This is a genomic window from Myxococcus sp. CA056 (assembly GCF_013336715.1).
Taxonomy (GTDB): Bacteria; Myxococcota; Myxococcia; order Myxococcales; family Myxococcaceae; genus Myxococcus; species Myxococcus llanfairpwllgwyngyllgogerychwyrndrobwllllantysiliogogogochensis.
This window is the reverse complement of sequence record NZ_JABUMT010000003.1, coordinates 790020-810042: the sequence shown is the minus strand read 5'-3', so window position 1 is coordinate 810042 and position 20023 is coordinate 790020. Positions and strand designations below refer to the sequence as shown.

Genomic DNA, 20023 nt, shown 5'->3' with positions numbered 1-20023 from the left:
ATGACGAAGGTTGGCGCGCTGTTCACTGCCCACAAGACGGGCAGGGCAGCGCAGCGGACCTCCCGCCCACCTGACCACCCCCAGGGGAGGGGGCTGGGAGACGAGCGGGGCATTGTGCGAACAGGAAAAGCGCCGGAGTGGCCCTGTAAGCCGAGTTCTGTCCCCGCCCCTTTCGGAACGGGCGATGAACATTCATCTAGGGCCCTGGTTACCCAGGGGCCTCATCAGCGAGCAACCCGAACGCATGGGACGGGCAATCCCTGTCCCCCGGACAGCGGGGACGCGCTCCTATTGGCTCTTGCTCCAGGTGGGGTTTACCGTGCCGTCTGAGTCACCCCAGACGCGGTGCGCTCTTACCGCACCGTTTCACCCTTACCCGCCCCCTTGCGGGAACAGGCGGTCTGTTTTCTGTGGCACTTTCCTGCGAGTCGCCTCGACTGGCTGTTAGCCAGCACCCTGCCCTATGGAGCCCGGACTTTCCTCCCGCCACCCGTGACTGCGGTGGCCGGCGTTCACCCGGACCACTCCGGCACCTGTCCCTTACAACAGGCTCGGGACAGCGGTCCACTCCAGGGGGCTCGCGAGGCTTGGGGGACTACATCCGCTCGTCGATGGCGCGGTTGCTCATCTCATCCGCCTCGGCGTTCTTCGCGCGGGGGATGTGGTGGAGCTTCACCTTGGTGAAAAGTCCCAGCAGCCGTCGCGCCTCCTCGAAGAGGGGCCTCAGCGTCATGCTCTTCACCTGGTACTGCCCACCGAGCTGGCGGATGAGCAGTTCGCTGTCGGCATAGACGTCCACCTCGCGCGCGCCCATCGACTTCGCGTGCTTCAGGCCCAGCAGGAGCCCCTGGTACTCGGCGGAGTTGTTCGTCTGCGTCCCGAGGAAGCGGCCCAGTCGCGCCACCACGTGGCCTTCGGGGTCCGTCACCACCGCGCCCGCGCCCGCGGGCCCGGGGTTTCCTCTCGCGGCGCCGTCCGAATAGACGCGCACGCGAGGAAGCGGCTCGGAAGGAGGGGACGGCTCCACCGCTGTCGAGGCGGGAGCCGAGGTCGCCGTCACTCCGTCGTCGGCCCTCGAGGGAGGGCCCAGACGGGTGGCGGCTTCGTCGAGAAGCTGACCCAGTCGCTCCCGCGTGAGTCCGCGGAAGGTGCGCACCGTCGACGAGAGCGGCTCCTCACGCGCGATGTGGCGGAGGATGTCGACGAGGGACGGTGCGGGCATCGCGGCCTACTTCGCCGCCGCGGGTGTTTCCTGGAGGGCTTCCACCGCGTAGATGATGCGGTTGCAGGACGGGCAGACGTCCGTGCCCAGCGAGGTGCGCAGGTTGTTGTAGAGCTGCGGGGGCACGTTCATGTTGCAGCCCTGGCAGGTCCCCGCCACCACGCCGACCAGCGCGGGCAGCTTCTTCTTGCGGATGACCTCGTAGCGCCGCAGCAGGTTCGAATCGACGGCGCTCGCGACACCCGAGCGACGGCCCTCGAGCGTCTTCACCTGCGCCTCGGACTCGCCCAGCTTGCCTCGCAGCTCCGCCATTCGCGCCGAGAGGCCTTGCTGCTTCGTTCCGAAGTCGGCCTCCTTCCCCTTGAGGGCCTCGCGAGCCAGGCCGAGCTGCTTGATCAGCTCCACCTGCTCCTCAGCCATCGTCAGGTTGGCCTTCTTGGCGATATCGATTTCACGGGCGAGGGCGGAGTACTCGCGGGTGGAGCGCTGTTCGCTCAGCCGCGCCTCCCACTTCTTCACCTTGTCCTTCTCGTCCGTGATGTTCTGCTCGCGCTCCGCCTTCTGTCGCTCCATGTCAGTGACACGCGCGCGCTCAGCCTCGATGGCGCTGCGAGCTACACCCAACTCCCGCTCCAACTCGGCAATCTGACGGGGGTGGACGTCCGCGGCCTTCCGGAGCGATGCGACCTCCAGGTCCACATTCTGAAGCTCCGCCAGCGCCTTCAATTTCTCCCGCAAAGTTGCTGCCTCCCACAGAGCCGCACCGTGTACGGCCGCGCGCTCTTCTACCAACAAGGGTGATAAGGGTCCAACGCCCAAATGGACCATGAGTCATCCCCTGGGCCCTTGGATTGCTCCTCGCCATTTGAAAGAGCTTCACGCACCCGTTAGACCGGGCACGTGCTCCGCGCCACCTTTCATCGCCCGTTGCTCCTCCTCGCGCTCGCCTCCGCCTGCCGCGAGACGCCCCCTCCCTCGGCCCCCGTCGCTCCCGCGCCGACGGCTCCCTCGCCCGCGCGCCCTGCCGCCGACGTGAAGTGGGGTGTCATCGAGGGTCGTGTTCGCCTCACGGGCACGCCCCCGGCCCCCACCTTGTCTCCCACCACCGGCACCGTCGTGTCCGTATGCGGCGAGCAGGCGGAGGACCGCTCCCTCGTCGTCGGCGCCGAAGGGGCACTCGCCCACACAGTGGTTTCCCTCAAGTCCGGCGCCGGGCTCCCCGCACCGGCGAGCCTCCCGGCCGACCCCGTGCTGGACCAGAAGAAGTGCGTCTACGAGCCGCCCGTCCTGGCCGCCCGGGCAGGCGGCACCCTGACGCTGCGAAACTCTGATCCGCTCGTGCACAACGTGCGCGCCGCCTCCGGCTCCAACCGCTCCTTCTTCAACGTGGCCATGCCGCTGGAGGGGATGACGACCCGCAAGCCGCTCCCCGCGGAGCCGGGCGTGGTGCCCGTCCGCTGTGACATCCACCCGTGGATGCGCGCCGTGGTGCGTACCTTCGACCACTCGTACTTCGCCACCACCAGCCCGGAAGGGCGCTTCCGCCTGGAGGTCCCCGAGGGCACCCACACCCTCGTCCTCTGGCACGAGCGTCTGCCCCAGGCTGAGCAGACCGTGAATGTCCGCGCCGGAGAGGTCGTCGAGGTGGAGCAGTCCTGGGCGGTAGGAGACCTGAAGTAGCTGGCCCGCCCAGGCCTGTAGCAAAAGAGTCTGGAAGTTTTTCGGCGCTGCGCGTTCTACATGTCGAGGCGTGGGTGATCCGGATTTCATTTCCGCTACGGCCGAAAAATTGCTACAATACTGGCGAGCAACACCACGAGAGGGGGGCCGAGTCATGCAGCAGGCCAAGAAGCGAACGACTCTGACGAGCCAGGCACACACCCACCAGGAGCCGACCCGCAAGGAAGTCCGGCCGGTGGGGATGCAGGAAATGGGGCCTGGCCTCTACGAGCAGATCCGCCGTGCGCTGATGGAGTTGTCGCTGGCGTCAGGGACTTGAGCGGAGCCGAAGCGTCACGCTGAACGGAGCCCTGGCGGCGCCCCTCGTCGGGCGCGCCTCGCTTCAAGGCCTCGTGGGTACCACCGAGGCGCAGGGACTCCCGGCGGATGCCAGGGAGTCCCTACAACCCCACGACTCAGGTTTCTTCTTCTTCTGTTTCCGCGGTCGCGGTCTCGTCGTCGTCGAACGAGTCGAGGTCTTCTTCCTCTTCCTCGCTCGCGGCGGCGGGCTCTTCAGGTTCAATCGGTTCGATGACCTTCGGGGCGGCGGCCAAGCGTCCGCGTCGTCCCTCGGGCTGGGGCTTGAGAGCAGGGCTTTCCCGCTGGTCCGCGCCGCACTTGGGGCACAGCGGGTCAGGCTTCTTCATGTCGTAGAACTTCGTCTGGCACTTGTAGCAGACGAACTTCGATCCGAGGTCCTTCGCCGGCATTCGCCACCTTCTGAATAAGGCCGAGAGAAGACAGAGGGCGGCTGCATAGTTGGCGCGCAAGACGGAGTCAACCGATGGTTTGCGCGGGAGATTTCTAGCGGTAGCATCCAGAACCCAGTCTCCCCTCAGTGAGCCGGACGCTCCCCTTGAACTTCACCTGCGACAATTGCCAGAAGCGGTACTCCATTGCGGACGAAAAAGTCCGCGGCAAGACGGTCAAGGTCCGTTGCAAGAACTGCCAGAACGTCATCACCGTCGAAGGACCCGCCGAAGAGGAGAGCACCCGCGTGGTGTCGCTCGCGGACGTGGAGCGGCTGAGAGCGCAAGAGCGCTCCCTGGCCGAGCCCGCCGCCGCGCCCGTCACCGCCGCGCCCGCGTTGGCCAAGGCGCCACCCGCCGCGCTTCAAACGCCCTGGGACGATGAGCCCACGCGTGCCGCACCCCTGCGGGCCACGGGTTCGCCCTGGTTCGTGATGGTGCGCAACAAGCAGGAAGGCCCTCTCGACGAGGGGGCGCTCCGGGAGCTCGTCGCCACTGGCACCATCAGTGGCCGCAGCTTCTTCTGGCAGCAGGGCATGGCGGACTGGAAGCGCGGCGCGGATGTGCCGGAGCTCGCTGGTCTGTTCACCCCGCCACCCGAGCCGGAGCCCCTTCCTCCACCCCCTCCGCCCGTGGCGGAGCCGCCTCCCGCCCGAGCCTCGAAGAGCACACCTGCTCGCCGGGAGCCGGAGCCCGAGCAGCAGCCCTACTTCCCCGAGCCGGAGCCGCAGTACCCCCAGGAGCCGGAGCCCGAGCAGCAGCCCGAGCCCCAGCGAGCGTGGGTGCCCGAGGAGGACCCGGACACGACGTACTTCGGCGAGCCTGATCCTCGGGGCCAGTCCCAGGCCTCGGCGCGGCGAGGGGCGGCACCGGCTGCCAGCGCGGCGCCGCTGAACGAGCTGTTCTCCGACCTGGACCTTCCAGAGCGGGGGGACCAGGACGACGTTCCCCAGGAGGACCCGCTGGCCTCGCTGGGCGGCGGTGACGAAGAGGAGCGCAGGCCTCGGGAGGACACGCGTCACTTCGCCAAGAAGGCGGGTGTCACGCGGCGCAACTCCGGCTGGAAGTACGCTGTCTTCGCGCTGCTGCTCATCATCGTGCCGGTGGGAGCCGCCTACGTGTTGTCGGAGTCGCTGGGCGTCATGCCGCTGCGGGTGACGACGGTGGACGCCGAGGGCAACCGGGTGGAGCAGTCCGTCTTCACCGGTGCTGGCATGGGCGCGCTGCGCGACAAGCTGCTGGGCAAGACGCCCCCGCCAGCTCCGCCGCCTGCGACGAAGGTGACCCCCGAGTCGCCCCCGGCCGCAGTGCAGCCCGCCGAGCCCAAGGCCGCCGAGCCGACGGCCGGCACCGAGGGCGCCGCCGTGGCGGCTCCGTCCAAGGAGCAGGTCGCGGCGGTCTACAACGACACGGAGAAGAAGGACGTCGCTCCGGAGGTCCGCGAGGATGCGGACGTGGCCGCGGCGGACACCGAGGAAGTGGGCGGTCCGTCGGACGAGGAAGTGGAGCGCATCGTGGAGCAGACCCAGGTCGCGTTCCGCGACTGCGTGGACCAGGAGCTGCGCCGCAATCCGTCCTTCAAGGGCGGGAAGGTGACGCTCACCGCCACCGTGGGCACGTCGGGCGCGGTGAAGGCCGCCACGTTCAGCCGCAAGGACCTGAACGGCTCCTCGAACACGGTGGGTACCTGCATCCGGGACCGTGCCAAGCGCATGGTCTTCTCCAGCTTCTCCGGTGAGGACGTCGACCTGGAGATTCCGCTCGTCCTCTCCGGGCGGTAGCCCCAATCCAGGGCCCCGGGCCTCTCCCTCTCGTCGAGGGGAGGCCTCGGGACCTGGCGCAGCCGCCGAGAGTCCGCCTCAGAGGTCGAAGTTGCCCGCGGGCGGCTTCTTGCCCTGCATCGCCCGTTGACGCGCCAGGCGCACTTCCTCGCGCAGCGCCTCGGTGGCTTCCGCGTCCACCCGCATCGTCTCCAGGTCCAGCACGTCACCCTCGCGCACGCCCGAGGGGAGTGACGCGAGGGGCCGCGTCACCTCGCGCCCTTCGACGATGAGCACCGCGACGTCGTCCTCAATGCGGTCCAGCGTGGCCCGCGACACGCGTGTCTTCGTCATGGGTTGCAGTCCTGGGCGGGACGTCGTTCCTGGGCCGCCGCCTCGCGCGTCTTGTAGACGATGAGGTTCTCGGGGTGGATCTTCTTCGCCCCGTCGCAGTCCGGGAAGTGGAACAGCTGCCGCTTCCGGCTGGCGTGGTACGGGCCCTTGTACTTCTTCGAGCGGTCCGTGCGCCCCTCCGCCACGGGCGCGGGCGGCTCCGTCCGGGTCGTCTGGAGCGTGTCGATGGGCCGCAGGTCCTCGGGGGGAGGGGGCGGGGGCGGGGCCTTCTTCTCGGGCAGGGGCTTGCCCGCCCAGAAGTCCGGCTCCGGCGTGGGGCCCTGACCCGGATGCGTGTAGCGCGTGTCGCTGGGGCTTCCCTGCGGCAGTCGCTCGGGCGTGACGACCAGTGACTTGCCGTCGCTGACCACCTGCACCTCGCCATCCACGTCGGTGCGGAACACCTGGACGTGCGCGGCCTTCAAGCGCTCCAACGTGGCGGCGGCGGGTGCCTTGAAGGGATTGTCGGCGCCCACGGAGATGACGGCGGCGCGGGCGCCCACGCGGGCGAGGAAGGGCGCGGTGGTGGCGCCCGCGAGCCCGTGGGCCCCCACCTTGATCAGCGTGGACTGGATGGGGACCTCTCGCGCGAGCAGGTACTCCTCCGTCTGCGCGAGCGCGTCACCGGCGAAGAGCACCGACGTCTCGCCGTAGGAGAGCCGCATGACGATGGAGTTGATCTCCAGCGTGGCCTCGGACGCCTCCAGGAGCGGCTCACTGGGGGCTCGGGGCCAGAGGATGGTCAGCGACACGCCGTCCCCCAGGTTGATGCGCTGGGGGGCATTGGGCGTGGACGTCGGCGGCGCGGGCGAGACGACCTGGATGCGGCGCCCGCTGATGGAGGTGAGCAGGGCGTCGTACTCGCGCGGCGCCGAGGGCAACTGTGGCTCCATCAACTGTCGCGCGCCCACGCGCCGCAGCACCGGGTCCAACGCTCCGTGATGGTCGTTGTGCGGGTGGGTGAGGATGACCAGGTCCAACTGCTTGACGAGCAGCTCCGGGAGGCGGTTCACCAGGTGGCCCGCGGCCTTCTCCGGGCCCGAGTCCACCAGCACCGTGTTTCCCGTGGGGGAGACGATGAGGGCGGCGTCCCCCTGGCCCACGTCGAAGAAGTAGACGTGCAGCTTCCCGTCGGGGGCGTTGCCGAAGTAGCGCTTGGCCTCCGTGGCACGCGTGGCGGACGGGTCCGGCGATTCCTTGCAGGCCGCCAGGGCCAGCAGGGTCCCCAGCAGGGCGAGATGGCGCGGGCTCATGGGTGACAATCCTCGGCGGGGCGACGCTCGCGCAGGGCGGCTTCGCGGTTCAGGAAGAGCGTGCGTTCAGACTTGGAACGCTTCAGCGTGGAGCACGTCTCGCGGTGGAACACCTTGCTGCCCTTGAGCCCCACGTAGGGGCCTTGTCCCTCGGTGTTCGCGGGCGTCGAGCCTCGCTCACCGGGTGCGGTTCCAGGTGAAGGGACTTTCACCTCGTCTCGCGGTTCGACGGTGCCGCGCCCTGGCCGGGAGTGGCCAGGCACGACGGGTCCGAGCGCGATGGGGCCCGGGGTGATTCCGCCCGGAACGACGAGCAGCGCGCCGGTGCCTCCGTTCGCCCGCAGCGTGACGGTATGGCCGTCGCTGGCGGCGACCACTTCGCCATCCCGGTCCGTGCGCAGCACGTGCGCGCCGACGGCGTCGAGCCGCTCCAGCGTCTCTCGCGCGGGATGGCCGTAGTCGTTCTTGGCGCCACAGGAGATGACGGCGGCCTGGGGCTTCGCCGCGGCGAGGAACGCGGCCGTGGAGGAGTGCCGTCCGCCATGGTGGGCGACCTTCAGCACGGTGGTGGTGAGGTCCAGGGGGCGCTGGAGCAGGGCGGCCTCGGTGTCCGGCTCCGCGTCGCCGACGAGCAGGAAGGCCGTCCTCCCGTACGTCAGCTTGGCGACGATGGAGTTGGAGTTGGCGTCCGAGCGCGTTCCCACGAGGAAGGGCTCCTTCGGCGCGCGCGGCCATAGCACGGTGAGCGAGACGCCCTCACCCAGGCCGATGGTGAGAAGGGAGTCCGGCGTGGCGGGATTGGGCTCCGGGTTCATCACCTGGCCCACCGACTCGCCGACGAAGCCGAGCAAATCCCGGTATGCCTCGCTGGGGTGGTTGAAGCCCGGGTCCATGAACCGCCGGGCGCCGACGGCGCGCAGCGCGTCCGTGAGTCCGCCCAGGTGGTCCAGGTGTGGGTGGGTGAGGATGACCAGGTCCAGCGGCCCCGTCACCAGGGTGCGCAGGCGGGCGGCGAGTCGTTCCCGGGCTTCGGGAGGGCCGCCGTCGATGAGGACCGTCTTGCCCGTGGGGGAGATGACGAGCGCGGCGTCGCCCTGGCCCACGTCGAAGAAGTGGACCGTGAGCGGCCTGGTGTCGGTGCTGGGAGTGGGAGGGGAGGGTGGGCCCGCGGCGATGCCTGGAAGCGCGGCGAGCAGGAGGGCGAGGAAGCTGGACAGCCGAAGACGGGACATCACGGTGCGGACTCTACCGCCACGTTCCCACCCTCGGCACCTCGGGTGCGAGCAGGAAACGCACGGGTCGCCCGCGCGCTTCCCGAGGACCTCGAAGTGGGCTAAGGGGCCGCCATGTCCGACTCCGAGGACCTCTTCAAGTACGTCGAGGAAATCGCCGACCAGGCCCGCCGCCGCGTTCAGGCGTTGACGGGCGCCCGGGAGGCCCCCCCCACCGACGCCGCTCCCGACGCCTTCACCCGCCACGGCACGGGGCGCGTGGACCCGGACTCCATCCGGTCCGCCTCGGACCTGGCGCCGTACATCGACCACACGCTGCTCAAGCCCGAGGCGCGCCAGGAGGACGTGGTGAAGGTGGCCGAGGAGGCGCGTCAGCACGGCTTCGCCACGGTCTGCGTGAACAGCTCGCACGTGGCCACCGTCGCCAGAATCCTCGCGGGCTCCTCCACGGTGCCCATCGCCGTGGTGGGCTTCCCGCTGGGCGCGGCGCTGTCGTCGGCCAAGGCGTTCGAGGCGCGCGAGGCCATTGAAGCCGGGGCGCGCGAAATCGACATGGTCGTCAACATCGGCGCGCTCAAGGCGAAGGACCACACGCTCGTGTTCACGGACATCGCCGCCGTGGTGAAGGCCAGCAGCCCGTTGCCGGTGAAGGTCATCCTGGAGACCGCGCTGCTGTCGGACGAAGAGAAGGTCTTCGCCTGCCTGCTGTCGAAGGCCGCGGGCGCCGCCTTCGTGAAGACGTCCACGGGTTTCAGTTCGGGCGGCGCGACGGTGGAGGACGTGTCGCTGATGCGCGCCATGGTGGGCGAGGACGTGGGCGTCAAGGCGTCCGGCGGCATCCGCTCGTCCGAGGACGCCATGAACATGCTGCGCGCGGGCGCCAACCGACTGGGCGCTTCCGCGTCGGTGGCCATCGTCACCGGCCAGGTTTCCACCGCGAAGTACTGACCCGGCGGAGCCGACGTGAACGCGAAACAGCGAGACGAACTCAAGGCGCTGCTGCTGGCGCTGCATGCCGAGCTGACCGAGAAGACGCCCTCGAGAATCGAGCCCAACCGCACCGATGAGGCGCGCATCGGCGGCGACGAGGACGAGCAGCCCCTCAACGAGATGATGCAGGCCATCGCCTCCAACCGGAACCGGAACATGGATGGCGTGCTGGCCCGCGTGCTCAAGGCGCTGGGCAAGCTGCGCGACGAGCCGGACTCCTTCGGTGAGTGCGAGGAGTGCGGGGATGAGATTCCGCTCGGGCGGCTGCGCGCCATGCCCTACGCGGAGCTGTGCGTGACGTGCCAGGGCGGCAAGGACGGCCCCAAGGGCCGCGCCACGCGTCGCAAGCTCACCGACTACAGCTGAAAAACTCCACCGGCGCGGCGAGGCTTGTCTTCCGCGCGCGCCCAGACCGTACGAGGCTTCGAGGCTCCATGAACGACACCGGACTGAGAGAGCGGGCGGAGGCGTGGCGCCTGGCGGACCCCGACCCCGCCACCGCCGACGAACTGGCGCGGCTGCTCGCCCAGGGAGACCTCACTGAACTGGCGGACCGTTTCGCCGGAGACCTGGAGTTCGGCACCGCGGGCCTGCGTGGCGTGCTGGGCGCCGGGCCCAACCGGATGAACCGCGCCGTGGTGCGCCGCACCACCGCGGGCCTGGCGCGCTACCTCAAGGAGCATGTGCCGGACGCCGCCACCCGGGGCGTGGTGGTGGGCCGTGACGCGCGCAGGCTGAGCGCGGAGCTGGCGGAGGACACCGCCGCCGTGCTCGCCGCCGAGGGCATCCCCGCCCACGTCTTCTCACCGCCGGTGCCCACGCCGCTCACCGCGTACGCCTGCCTCCACCTCAACGCCGCCGCCGCCATCATGGTGACGGCCAGCCACAATCCACCCGAGTACAACGGTTACAAGGTGTATTGGGGCAACGGCGCTCAAATCATCCCGCCGCACGACACGGGCATCGCCGCCGCCATTGCCCGGGTGGAGCCCGCCAACCGCGTGCCCCTGCTGACGGTGGCCCAGGCTCGCGAGCAGGGCCTGTGGCGCGACATCCCGGACTCTCTGGGCGAGGACTACCTGCGCGCCATCCTCGGGCTGCGCGTGCACAAGAAGGGCTCCGACACGCTGTCCATCGTCTACACGGCGATGCACGGCGTGGGCGGAGTCTGGGCGGAGCGGGCCCTGCGCGACGCGGGCTTCCCGCGCTTCACGCCCGTGGCCGAGCAGCAGATGCCCGACAGCCGCTTCCCCACGGTGCGCTTCCCCAACCCGGAGGAGCCCGGCGCCATGGACCTGTCTCGCGCCACCGCCGAGCGCGTGAAGGCCGACCTGGTGCTGGCCAATGACCCGGACGCGGACCGGCTGGCCGTCATGGCCCGCGAGGCGGACGGTGGGCTGCGCATGCTCACCGGCAACGAGGTGGGTGTGCTGCTGGGCCACTACCTTTTGACGCAGGGGACGAAGCACGCTCGGCCACATGTCGTCACCACCATCGTCTCGTCGACGCAGCTGGGGGACATCGCCCGCTCGCTCGGCGCGGCGTATGACGAGGTGCTCACGGGCTTCAAGTGGATCGCCAACCGCGCGCTGGAACGCGAGCACGCCGAAGGCACTCAGTTCGTCTTCGGCTACGAGGAGGCGCTGGGCTACACCGCCGGCACCGTGACGCGGGACAAGGACGGCGTCGGCGCGGCGCTCGTCATGGCGGACCTGGCCGCGTGGTGCGAGTCGCGCGGCACCACCGTGCTCGGCTACCTGGAGGAAATCCAGCGCCGGCACGGCCTCTACGTCGGTGCCCAGCGCAACGTCACGCTGCCCGGCGCCGCGGGCGCGCAGGTCATCCGCGGCATCATGGACGCCTTCCGTGCCCGGCCTCCCTCCCACATCGGCACGGAGGCCGTGCGGGCCGTGCTCGACTACCAGCGGGGCGTGAATGGCCTGCCGCCGTCCAACGTGCTCGCGCTGGAACTGGAGGGCGGGGGCCGCGTCACCCTGCGTCCGTCCGGCACCGAGCCGAAGATCAAGTACTACTTCGAGCGCAAGGAGACGCCGGGTGCCGGGGAGCCCCTGGCCCAGGCTCGTGCTCGCGCCGAGGCCCGGTTGACCTCCTTCATCGACGCTTTTGTCGCGCTCGCACGTGAGCGTGGACAACCCACCTGAGTCTTGATTCACACCTCATCTCGCGCCTCGGTTTCCCCCTGGCCGCGCCTCGCGTGGCCCCCGTCGAAAGGATTCGTGTGAAGCGCCTCGTTCCTGGAGTCCTCCTCGCCTGCTGTCTGATGGCCCTTCCTGGTACCGCGCTGGCGCGGGGGCAGGGCTGGTCCGTGCTCGCCGCCGACACGCTGGGGCGGGGCAATACGGCGTTCTCCGGCCAGATTGGCTGGCCCGGCCTCACGCTGGGCGTGCTCCACGGCAGCTCGGAGCGCTTCGACATCGGCGGCAAGTTCAGCTTCAACTGGGGCCGCGAGGGTTGGGTGCGCCACACCTCGCCCGGCATCAAGCTGCAGGCGTGGATGCGGCTGGAGCTGGCGAAGACGAACCAGGTCTCCTTCGCGCTCACCTTCCAGCCCGGGCCGCTCTTCTACTTCGACGACGGCGACACGGACGTGGGCCTGGCGCTGCCGGTGGCCTTCGTCGTGGGCATCCCCGTGTCCAGCGCGCTGATGGTGAACGTGGGCATCGACATGCCCTTCCACGTCTACTTCGGGGAGGGCATCGGCCCCGTCATCCCCATCCTGGTGGGCGGCGGGCTGGAGTACTTCATCGACAGCCGGCTGGCGGCCACCTTCAACCTGCGCATGGGCCCCTCTCTCATCCCCGACTGGGATGAGAGCGAGTTCGCCATGGAAGCCCTCTTCGGCATCGCCTACCGCTTCTAGGCGACGCGCCGGTTCGGGCCTACCAGGAGGACGTCTGCTCGGGCAGCTCCACCGTGAAGGTGCTGCCCAGGTTGACGCGGCTCTGCACCGTCAGCTTGCCGCCCATGGACTCCACCAGGGCGCGCGCCACGGTGAGGCCCAGCCCGGCGCCCTTCTCCGGCGGCTTCGTCGTGTAGTAGGGCTCGAAGACGGCCTGCAGCTCGTCCTCGAAGATGCCGATGCCCGTGTCCTTCACGAACAGGCGCGGGCCGAAGTCGCCGAACATGTCCGGCAGCTCCACGCCCACGTGGATGCGACGCGGCCGGTCCATCACGTCTTCCACGGCCTCCGCCGCGTTGGCGAGGATCTCCACCAGCACCTGCTCCAACTGGCGGCGGTTGAACACGACGGCGATGGGGTCCTCCGGCAGCACCACCGTCACTTCGGCGGCGCCCAGACGGCCGTTGCCCCGCACCCGCTCCACCACCCCGGGAACCAGCTCCCGCAGGTCGAAGCGCTGGATGTCCTTGGGGTTGGTGGGGCCCAGCGAGAGCAGGTGCTGGCCGTACAGCCGCATCTGCTCGCCGGCGACACCCAGCTTCTTGAGCTCCTCCACGTCCGGTGGCAGGCCCTGCATCGCGCGCTCGCGCACGTGCCCCAGCGCCCGCTGGAGTCCTTCGCCGATGTGACCCAGGTTCTGCGCGACATCCGCCGCCAGCGTGCCCACGCGCGCCAGTCGCTCCATCTCCACCCAGCGGGTGCGTGGATCCAACAGCTCCTCGGCCCGCTGCCCACCGCGGTCGCGGTGCGCCTTGAGCTCCAGCAGCGTGTGCACGCGGACCTTCAGCTCCAGCGGATCCAACGGCTCCGTGGTCAGCAGATCATCCACTCCGGCTTCCAGCACCTGTCGCCGCGTCTGGCGGTCCGCCCTGCGGGTCAGCATCAGCACCGGCACAGACAGCGCACCCAGCTCCGCCTGGAGCCGTCGGTACGCCGCCAGCCCATCCGTCCCCGGACGCTCCACGTCCAGCAGCACCAGGTCCGCGGCCTGTCGGGCCCCGCTCCCACGCGCTGGCAGGACGTCGTAGCCCGCGGGGGCCAGGATGGAGCACAGCCGCTCCATGCCTTCTGACTCCACGTCCACCGCCAAAACGCGGGGTCTGTACGTCTCGGTCGTTCCCGTCGTATCCAGCATCACCCACCCCCGCCGTGTTGACCGGACCGACCGGGCCCGGGTTTCACAAGGAGTCCCTCCGGACCTTGCGACAGATTGGATGAAGCCTCCCCCCCGGTGGCCTGATTCCAATCCGGCGCGGCCCGACCTGACCTCATTATGCGAGGCGCGTGCCGTCGTGATTTCCGACGCCCCGTGTCTCAATCCCGGAGAAACCCGGAGTTCCATCCAATAACGGCAGGGGGTTGGAGTGTCGTCTTTCTCCATCATCCGAAGGAGAGGACGTTGGCCACCAGACACCTGGGGGTCACTCCTGACCAGGAATCATTCCATACCCGGGTACGGAATGACTCGCACTGGTTTGGTGACCTCAGCGGGACTCCTGCTCGTATGGGACGCCGAGTGAGGCAGGGGTGCTGTTGCGCTGGCCCTGGAAGGCGAGGACCAGGAGGGTGAGGAGGTAGGGCAGCGCGAGCAGGACGCCCTGGGGAACGACGTCCAGGAGGCCCGGGGCGCTGGAAGCGAGACCGATTCGCAGCGCGTTGCCGAAGGCGAAGAAGGCCGCGGCGAAGAAGGCACCCAGGGGTGTCCAGCGGCCGAACACCATGGCGGCCAGGGCCATGAAGCCCAGGCCCGCGGGCGTGTGTTGCTCGAAGCGGTCCAGCACGGTGGTGGAGAGCACGGCGCCACCCAGGCCCGCGAGCAGTCCACCGCCCAGCACCGCGCCCCACCTCAAAGCGGGAACGGAAAGTCCCAGGGTGGCCACCGCGTGGGGCTTGTCGCCCACGGCGCGCAGGCGGAGTCCCAGGGGCGTGCGAGTCAACATCCCCTGGAGCAGCAGCGGCAACAGCAGCGCCAGGTACGTGGGCGCGGCGTGGCCGGAGAGCGCGCCCAGCACGGGCACCGAGGCGAGCTCGGGCCAGTTCCAGGGGGCGAGCTGTTGGATGGGGGGCGTCCCGTTGGGCCCGAAGTGCGTCTCGAGCAGGAAGGTGCCGCCCGCCAGGGCCACGAGGTTGAGGGCGATGCCGGACACCACCTGGTCCGAGCGCCAGCGGATGCACAGGTAGCCGTGCACCGCCGCCAGCGTCGCGCCCGCGAGCATTCCGACGCCCACGGCCAGCGGCGTGGGCATGACGAGCGCGGCCACCGCGGCGCAGAAGGCGCCCACGCGCATCATCCCCTCCACGCCCACGGCGACGACGCCCGCGCGCTCGGAGAGCACCGCGCCCAGGGCGGCGAAGACGAGCGCGGGGGCCGCGTCCAGCGTGGCGAACAGGAGCCGGTGGATGATTTCAAGCATGGGGCACCTGCGCGGCCGGAGCAGGCGGCGCGGCCGTGGCGACTGTCGGGGTGCTTCGACGGCGCAGCGCCGCCAGCCAGATGAGGCGTCCGGCCACGAAGAGCAGCGCGAGGCCCTGGATGAGCTCGGGGAAGCTCTTGTGCACATCGAGCAGCTGCATGCGCGTGCCACCCGCTCGCAGAACACCGAAGAAGAGGGCCGCTGCGCCCACGCCCAGCGGATGGTTGTTGCCGATGAGGGCGATGGCGATGCCGTCGAAGCCGTAGGGCGCGCCCAGCGTGCCCGGATAGCGGCCCTCGGTGCCCAGCACGAGCACCGCGCCAGCGAGTCCGGCCAGCGCTCCGGCCAGCGCCATGGCGAGCCCCGCGCGCCGCGCCACGGGGATGCCCGCGGCCCGCGCCGCCTCGTCACCCAGGCCCACCGCGCGCGTCTCGAAGCCGGAGCGGGTGCGCGCAAGCCACGCCCAGACCGTCACCGCCGCCACGACGGCGAGGATGAAGCCCAGGTTGAGGCGGGAGCTGTCACCCAGCAGTCGAGGAAGCTGCGAGGTGGGGTGGATCTCCGCCGTGCCGGAGATGGAGGCGCCGGCCTCGGCCACGCCGCGCAACGGCCCGACGACGAGCCAGTTGTCCACCAGTCGCACCGCCACCCAGTTGAGCATGATGGTGGAGATGACCTCGTGCACGCCCCGGTACAGCTTGAGCGCGCCGGCAATCCCCGCCCAGGCGGCCCCGGCCACGGCCGCGCCGAGGAGCGCGGCCGGGATGTGCAGGACGCCCGGCAGGGCCACGTGCGCGCCGACCACCGCGGCCGCGAGCGCTCCGAGCAGCATCTGTCCCTGCGCGCCGATGTTGAACAGGCCCACCTTGAAGGCCACCGCCACGGACAGGCCGGTGAGGGTGAGCAGCGCCGCCTTCATCGCCGCTTCGCCCAGGGGCCGGGTGAGGACGGTGACGGCGGCGCCCTCGAGGAACCGGGGCCAGTCGCCAATGCCGCCCCAGAGCATCTCGAGATAGGCCGCCGTCGCGACCGCCGTGCCGTCCGTGTCCCGGGTGAGGGCGATGAGCTGCCAGCACACCACCAGCGACAACAGCACCGACAGCACCGAGGGCAGGGCCTGCCGTGTCCGCTCACCCATGGGCCTGCTCCGCTCCCAGCATGCGACGTCCCATCTCCCGCTCGTCGTACTCGGCCCGGGTGAACTGGCCCGTCACGCGGCCCTCGAAGAGCACATAGACGCGGTCCGCCAGGGCCAGCACTTCTTCCAGGTCCAGTGACACCAGCACCACTCCCGTCCCCTGGGCCCGCGCCTCGCGCAGCCGCGCATGCACCTGCGCCACCGCGCCGATGTCCAGGCCTCGCGTGGGCTGCACCACCACGAGCAGGCGCGGCCGGGCATCCAGCTCCCGCGCCACGACGACCTTCTGCTGGTTGCCACCCGACAGGGCCTGCAGGGGCAGGGTCGGCTCGGGCGGGCGCACGTCGTATGAGGCCAGGAGCGTCTGGGCCCGCTCGCGGCGCCCGGCGAAATCAATCCACAGGCCCCGCGCGAAGGGCGGCCCTGTGTGGCGTCCCAGGGCGATGTTCTCCTCCACGCTGAGGGCCTTCACCACCGCGCGGCGCAGCCGGTCCTCGGGCACATGGCCCACGCCGCGCGCTCGCGCCTGGGCGGGCGTGAGCCCGGTCAGTGCTCTTCCGAGCAGCGTGCCGCCACCCGCGGTCAGTGGACGCAGGCCGGTGAGCACTTCGGCCAGCTCGCGTTGTCCGTTGCCGTCCACGCCGGCGATGCCGACGATTTCTCCCTCGCGCACCGTCATGTCCACGCCGCGCAGCGCGGGGCACCCGTTGTCGCCTCGTGCCTGGAGTCCCGTTGCCTCCAGCAGGACGTCGCCGGGCTTCTCACCGCCGCCTGGCGCGGGCCTTCCGTCGTCCCCTCGCACCGGGAGCCCCACCGCTTCCATCAGGGCGTCGCTGGGGAGCTTCTCACCCGAGGCCGCGTGGCCCGTCACGGCGCGCTGGCTCTCTCCCACCATGAGGGCGGCCAGGGCCGTCGCCGAGGTCTCCGAGGGCCTCACCTCCGCCACCAGTCGGCCGCGCCGCATGACGGCGATGCGGTCCGCCACGCCGAGCACTTCCTTCAGCTTGTGGCTGATGAGCACGACGGTGCGCCCCTGCGCGACGAGGCCGCGCATGACGCGGGCCAGCTCGTCGGCTTCCTGGGGGGTGAGGACGGCGGTGGGCTCGTCGAGGATGAGCACCTGGGCGCCCCGGTGCAGCGCCTTGACGATTTCCACCTTCTGCTGCGAGCCCACCGTGAGCGTGTCCACGCGGGCGCGCGGGTCCAACACGAAGCCGAAGCGCTCGCAGGTGGCGGCGACCTCCCTGACGGCACGCTCCCAGTCGAACAGCCCCCGGCGGGTGGGCTCGCGGCCGAGCACCACGTTCTCCGCCACCGTCAGCGTGGGCACGAGCATGAAGTGCTGGTGCACCATGCCGATACCCAGGGCAATCGCGTCCCGAGGGCTCTTGAGGCGCACGGACCTGCCGTCCACGAACACCTCGCCCGAGTCCGGATGGTAGAGCCCGTAGAGGACGTTCATCAGGCTGGACTTGCCCGCGCCGTTCTCTCCCACCACCGCGAGCAGCTCGCCCGCGCCGATATCGAGGGACACGTCATCCAGCGCAGTGACGGCGCCGAAACGCTTCTGGATGTGTCGAAGGGAAATCAGGGCGCGGCGGCCTGGAAGGTGGCGAGGTCCGCCGGGACGGAAGGCACCTGGAGCTGTCCGGAGACGACGCGCTGGCGCAGCGCCTCCACCTTCTGGAGCGCCTCCGCCTTGCCCGGGAAGTCCACCCGGACCTCGGCCATGGCCACGCCGTTTTCCTTGAGGCCCAGCACCTGCTCGGTGGCGGTGAACTTGCCGTCCACCAGGTCCTTGGCGGCCTGGTAGACGACCAGGTCCGTGTGCTTCAGCATGGAGGTCAGGATGGCCTCCGGCGCCACGTGCGACTGGTCGGAGTCCACGCCGATGGCGTACACGCTCTTGCCGGCCGCGCGCGCCTCCTTCACCGCCTGGATGACGCCGATGCCGTCCGAGCCCGCCGCGTGGAAGATGACGTCCGCGCCCTTGGCGATGAGGTCCTGCGCCACCTGCTTGCCCGCGGCCATGTCGTTGAAGCTGCCGGTGTAGACGGACATCAGGGCCTGGGCCGCCTCGGGCTTGGTCGTCTTCACGCCGGCGCGATAGCCGACCTCGAAGCGCTGGATGAGGGGCACCTCGATGCCGCCCACGAAGCCCACCTTGTTCGTCTTCGTCACCAGCCCCGCCAGCGCGCCGACGAGGAAGCTGCCCTCGTGCTCCTTGAAGAGGACGGTGCGCACGTTGGGCAGCCGCAGCGTCTTGCCCTGGGCATCCAGCACCTGGCTGTCGATGAGCAGGAAGCGGGCCTGGGGGTTCTCCTGGGCGGAGCTGCGCACGGCGTTGGCCAGCAGGTAGCCGTTGCCGATGGTGAGCTGGGAGCCCCGGTCCACGAGCAGCTGGAGGTTGGGGACGTAGTCCTCCTGGGCCTTGCTCTGGAGGACGACGGGCTGGATGGGCAGGGGCTTGAGGGTGGACGCGATGGAGGCCAGGTGGCCGGGCAGGGACTTGCGCACGTCGTCGGGCGTGGCGTCCACGTACTTGCCGCCCTCGTATCGCTTGCCGGCGGCCCACAGCTCCAGGCCGCGCAGGGCGGCGTCGTTGAACGAGTGATCACCCCGGCCGCCCACGTCGATGACGAGGCCCACGGGAAGCGGCTTCTTCGCCTCCTGCTGAGCGGAGGCGGGGGCCGAAGCGCCGGAGGGGGGCGTCTCTTCCTTCTGCTTGGAACAGGCACAGAGGAGCGCCGTGAGGGCGAGGACCTGAAGGCGAAGCGTCATGGCTGGCTATCTACCAGATGCGGAGGCGCCTTTCGCGGAAGTGCATGGGGGCCCGGGTTCCTGGTATGGGCAGTCCCCGTGCAACCCTACGAGCTCATCAAGTCGAAGCGGGATGGGGGCCGGCTGGAGCCGGCTGACATCCGCGCGTTCATCCAGGCATATACGGCGGGAACGGTGGCGGACTATCAGATGGCGGCCATGTGCATGGCCGTCTTCTTCCGGGGGCTGGACTCCCGAGAGCTGGGCGCCTGGGCGCGCGCCATGCTGGAGTCGGGCGAGGTGTTGGACCTGTCCGACACCCCGGCCGTGAAGGTGGACAAGCATTCGACGGGCGGAGTGGGCGACAAGGTGTCGCTCAGCCTGGCGCCCCTGGCGGCGGCGTGCGGGGTGCCGGTGCCCATGATTTCGGGCCGGGGCCTGGGCCACACGGGCGGGACGCTGGACAAGCTGGAGTCCATCCCCGGCTTCAACGTGAATCTGTCGACGTCCGAGTACCGCCGGCTGGTGCGCGAGGTGGGCTGCTGCCTGATTGGCCAGACGGCGCAGGTGGCGCCCGCGGACAAGAAGCTCTACGCGCTGCGTGATGTGACGGCGACGGTGGACTGCATCCCGCTGATTGCGTCCTCCATCATGAGCAAGAAGCTGGCGGAGGGCATCGACGCGCTGGTGCTGGACGTCAAGGTCGGCAGCGGCGCGTTCATGAAGCGCGACGAGGATGCCCGCACGCTGGCCCGGACGATGATTGGCCTGGGCGCGGAGATGGGGCGCAAGGTCGTCGCGCTGCTGACGGACATGGACCAGCCGCTCGGGCGCAAGGTCGGCAACGCCCTGGAGGTGATGGAGGCGGTGGACATGCTCCGTGGCGAGGCCCCGGACGACTACACCGAAATCACCTACGCGCTGACGGCGGAGATGCTGGTGCTCGGCAAGAAGGCCGCCACCGTGGACGAGGCGCGCGAGAAGCTGCGCAAGTCCGTGGCGGATGGCAGCGCGCTGCGCAAGCTGAAGGAAATCGTCCTGTCGCAGGGCGGAGACCCGCGCTCCATCGACGACTACTCGCTCCTGCCCCAGGCGCGCTCCACGGTGGACGTGGTGGCGCCCCGTGGAGGGTATGTGACGGGCATCGACACGGAGGGCGTGGGCCTCGCGGGCGTGGCGCTCGGCGCGGGCCGTCAGCGGGTGGACAGCAAGATAGACCCCGCCGTGGGCTTCACCCTCTTGAAGAAGACGGGCGAGGCCGTGGTGAAGGGCGAGCCCGTGGTCCGCGTTCACTACAACGACGAAGCTCCGGTGGAGGGCGTGAAGGCCCGTCTGCTGGCGGCCTACCACTTCGGCGATGCCGCCCCCGCCCCCCGTCCGCTGGTGCGCGAGCGGGTGGAGTAGGGCGGCTCGGACCTCGAGCCCGCGCGGCTCGGGGTCCGGTGCCTGGCCCCTCGTGACGGTGATGGCCCG

At 70.1% G+C, this 20023-nt stretch carries 19 protein-coding genes and 1 other RNA gene; 8 read left to right on the top strand and 12 right to left on the bottom strand.

Annotated elements, in window-relative coordinates:
- Nucleotides 1–130 precede the first annotated feature (130 nt).
- The 3 genes from rnpB to HUA76_RS17825 all read right to left on the bottom strand — a co-directional run bounded on the left by rnpB (nucleotide 131) and on the right by HUA76_RS17825 (nucleotide 1960).
- Nucleotides 131–528: RNase P RNA component class A (gene rnpB / locus HUA76_RS17835), an RNA gene on the bottom strand.
- 67 nt (nucleotides 529–595) lie between these two features.
- A complete protein-coding gene (locus HUA76_RS17830) occupies nucleotides 596–1222 on the bottom strand; it encodes a ribonuclease HI family protein (RefSeq protein ID WP_174461544.1) in 627 nt (208 codons plus the stop codon).
- 6 nt (nucleotides 1223–1228) lie between these two features.
- Nucleotides 1229–1960 carry a zinc ribbon domain-containing protein gene (locus HUA76_RS17825; protein ID WP_141649159.1) on the bottom strand — a complete coding sequence of 244 codons (732 nt, stop codon included), beginning with the start codon at nucleotides 1958–1960 and terminating at the stop codon, nucleotides 1229–1231.
- Between the two features lie 162 nt (nucleotides 1961–2122).
- Between HUA76_RS17825 and HUA76_RS17820 the strand changes: the two genes are divergently transcribed.
- Both HUA76_RS17820 and HUA76_RS17815 read left to right on the top strand, forming a co-directional pair.
- On the top strand, nucleotides 2123–2902 hold the full coding sequence (locus tag HUA76_RS17820) for a hypothetical protein (RefSeq protein WP_174461543.1): 780 nt from the start codon (nucleotides 2123–2125) through the stop codon (nucleotides 2900–2902).
- Nucleotides 2903–3056: 154 nt separating this feature from the next.
- Nucleotides 3057–3221 carry a hypothetical protein gene (locus tag HUA76_RS17815; RefSeq protein ID WP_174453057.1) on the top strand — a complete coding sequence of 55 codons (165 nt, stop codon included), beginning with the start codon at nucleotides 3057–3059 and terminating at the stop codon, nucleotides 3219–3221.
- 136 nt (nucleotides 3222–3357) lie between these two features.
- Here HUA76_RS17815 and HUA76_RS17810 read toward each other — a convergent pair whose 3' ends face one another.
- Nucleotides 3358–3651 (bottom strand): FYDLN acid domain-containing protein, encoded by a 294-nt coding sequence (locus HUA76_RS17810; RefSeq protein WP_141649469.1) that lies wholly within the window; start codon nucleotides 3649–3651, stop codon nucleotides 3358–3360.
- 128 nt (nucleotides 3652–3779) lie between these two features.
- Here HUA76_RS17810 and HUA76_RS17805 point away from each other — a divergent pair, with 128 nt between their 5' ends.
- The gene (locus HUA76_RS17805) at nucleotides 3780–5471 is read left to right on the top strand and encodes an AgmX/PglI C-terminal domain-containing protein (protein WP_371823491.1); all 1692 of its coding nucleotides are present in this window, start codon (nucleotides 3780–3782) and stop codon (nucleotides 5469–5471) included.
- A 78-nt stretch (nucleotides 5472–5549) separates the two neighbouring features.
- On the opposite strand, the gene HUA76_RS17800 is transcribed toward HUA76_RS17805, so the two are convergent.
- Genes HUA76_RS17800 through HUA76_RS17790 form a run of 3 tightly spaced genes read right to left on the bottom strand, consistent with a single transcriptional unit; the run spans nucleotide 5550 to nucleotide 8328 of the window.
- The gene (locus HUA76_RS17800; RefSeq protein WP_174461542.1) at nucleotides 5550–5804 is read right to left on the bottom strand and encodes a DUF3006 domain-containing protein; all 255 of its coding nucleotides are present in this window, start codon (nucleotides 5802–5804) and stop codon (nucleotides 5550–5552) included.
- Complete coding sequence (locus tag HUA76_RS17795) at nucleotides 5801–7096, bottom strand: ComEC/Rec2 family competence protein (protein WP_174461541.1); 1296 nt, start codon at nucleotides 7094–7096, stop codon at nucleotides 5801–5803. The genes HUA76_RS17800 and HUA76_RS17795 overlap by 4 nt, the downstream gene beginning before the upstream one ends.
- Entirely contained in the window at nucleotides 7093–8328 is a 1236-nt protein-coding gene (locus HUA76_RS17790) for a ComEC/Rec2 family competence protein (RefSeq protein ID WP_174461637.1), read from the bottom strand. Before HUA76_RS17790 ends, HUA76_RS17795 begins: the two co-directional genes overlap by 4 nt.
- 114 nt (nucleotides 8329–8442) lie before the next feature.
- On the opposite strand from HUA76_RS17790, the gene deoC reads away from it, so the two are divergent.
- The 4 genes from deoC to HUA76_RS17770 all read left to right on the top strand — a co-directional run bounded on the left by deoC (nucleotide 8443) and on the right by HUA76_RS17770 (nucleotide 12199).
- Nucleotides 8443–9276, top strand: coding sequence for a deoxyribose-phosphate aldolase (gene deoC / locus HUA76_RS17785; RefSeq protein WP_174461540.1), 834 nt, complete (start codon nucleotides 8443–8445; stop codon nucleotides 9274–9276).
- A gap of 15 nt (nucleotides 9277–9291) precedes the next feature.
- Nucleotides 9292–9684 (top strand): TraR/DksA C4-type zinc finger protein, encoded by a 393-nt coding sequence (locus tag HUA76_RS17780; RefSeq protein ID WP_141647633.1) that lies wholly within the window; start codon nucleotides 9292–9294, stop codon nucleotides 9682–9684.
- Between the two features lie 68 nt (nucleotides 9685–9752).
- Nucleotides 9753–11480, top strand: coding sequence for a phospho-sugar mutase (locus HUA76_RS17775; RefSeq protein WP_174461539.1), 1728 nt, complete (start codon nucleotides 9753–9755; stop codon nucleotides 11478–11480).
- A 77-nt stretch (nucleotides 11481–11557) separates the two neighbouring features.
- On the top strand, nucleotides 11558–12199 hold the full coding sequence (locus HUA76_RS17770) for a hypothetical protein (RefSeq protein ID WP_174453063.1): 642 nt from the start codon (nucleotides 11558–11560) through the stop codon (nucleotides 12197–12199).
- Nucleotides 12200–12218: 19 nt separating this feature from the next.
- Here the strand turns inward: HUA76_RS17770 and HUA76_RS17765 are convergent, their stop codons facing one another.
- The 5 genes from HUA76_RS17765 to HUA76_RS17745 all read right to left on the bottom strand — a co-directional run bounded on the left by HUA76_RS17765 (nucleotide 12219) and on the right by HUA76_RS17745 (nucleotide 18571).
- The gene (locus HUA76_RS17765) at nucleotides 12219–13301 is read right to left on the bottom strand and encodes a sensor histidine kinase (RefSeq protein WP_254614272.1); all 1083 of its coding nucleotides are present in this window, start codon (nucleotides 13299–13301) and stop codon (nucleotides 12219–12221) included.
- A 421-nt stretch (nucleotides 13302–13722) separates the two neighbouring features.
- On the bottom strand, nucleotides 13723–14652 hold the full coding sequence (locus HUA76_RS17760; RefSeq protein ID WP_174453065.1) for an ABC transporter permease: 930 nt from the start codon (nucleotides 14650–14652) through the stop codon (nucleotides 13723–13725).
- The gene (locus HUA76_RS17755; protein WP_174453066.1) at nucleotides 14645–15790 is read right to left on the bottom strand and encodes an ABC transporter permease; all 1146 of its coding nucleotides are present in this window, start codon (nucleotides 15788–15790) and stop codon (nucleotides 14645–14647) included. The genes HUA76_RS17760 and HUA76_RS17755 overlap by 8 nt, the downstream gene beginning before the upstream one ends.
- Nucleotides 15783–17324 carry an ABC transporter ATP-binding protein gene (locus HUA76_RS17750; RefSeq protein ID WP_174461538.1) on the bottom strand — a complete coding sequence of 514 codons (1542 nt, stop codon included), beginning with the start codon at nucleotides 17322–17324 and terminating at the stop codon, nucleotides 15783–15785. Before HUA76_RS17750 ends, HUA76_RS17755 begins: the two co-directional genes overlap by 8 nt.
- Nucleotides 17325–17377: 53 nt before the next feature.
- On the bottom strand, nucleotides 17378–18571 hold the full coding sequence (locus HUA76_RS17745; protein ID WP_174461537.1) for a BMP family protein: 1194 nt from the start codon (nucleotides 18569–18571) through the stop codon (nucleotides 17378–17380).
- Nucleotides 18572–18649: 78 nt separating this feature from the next.
- On the opposite strand from HUA76_RS17745, the gene HUA76_RS17740 reads away from it, so the two are divergent.
- On the top strand, nucleotides 18650–19954 hold the full coding sequence (locus HUA76_RS17740; protein WP_141647625.1) for a thymidine phosphorylase: 1305 nt from the start codon (nucleotides 18650–18652) through the stop codon (nucleotides 19952–19954).
- Nucleotides 19955–20023 lie beyond the last annotated feature (69 nt).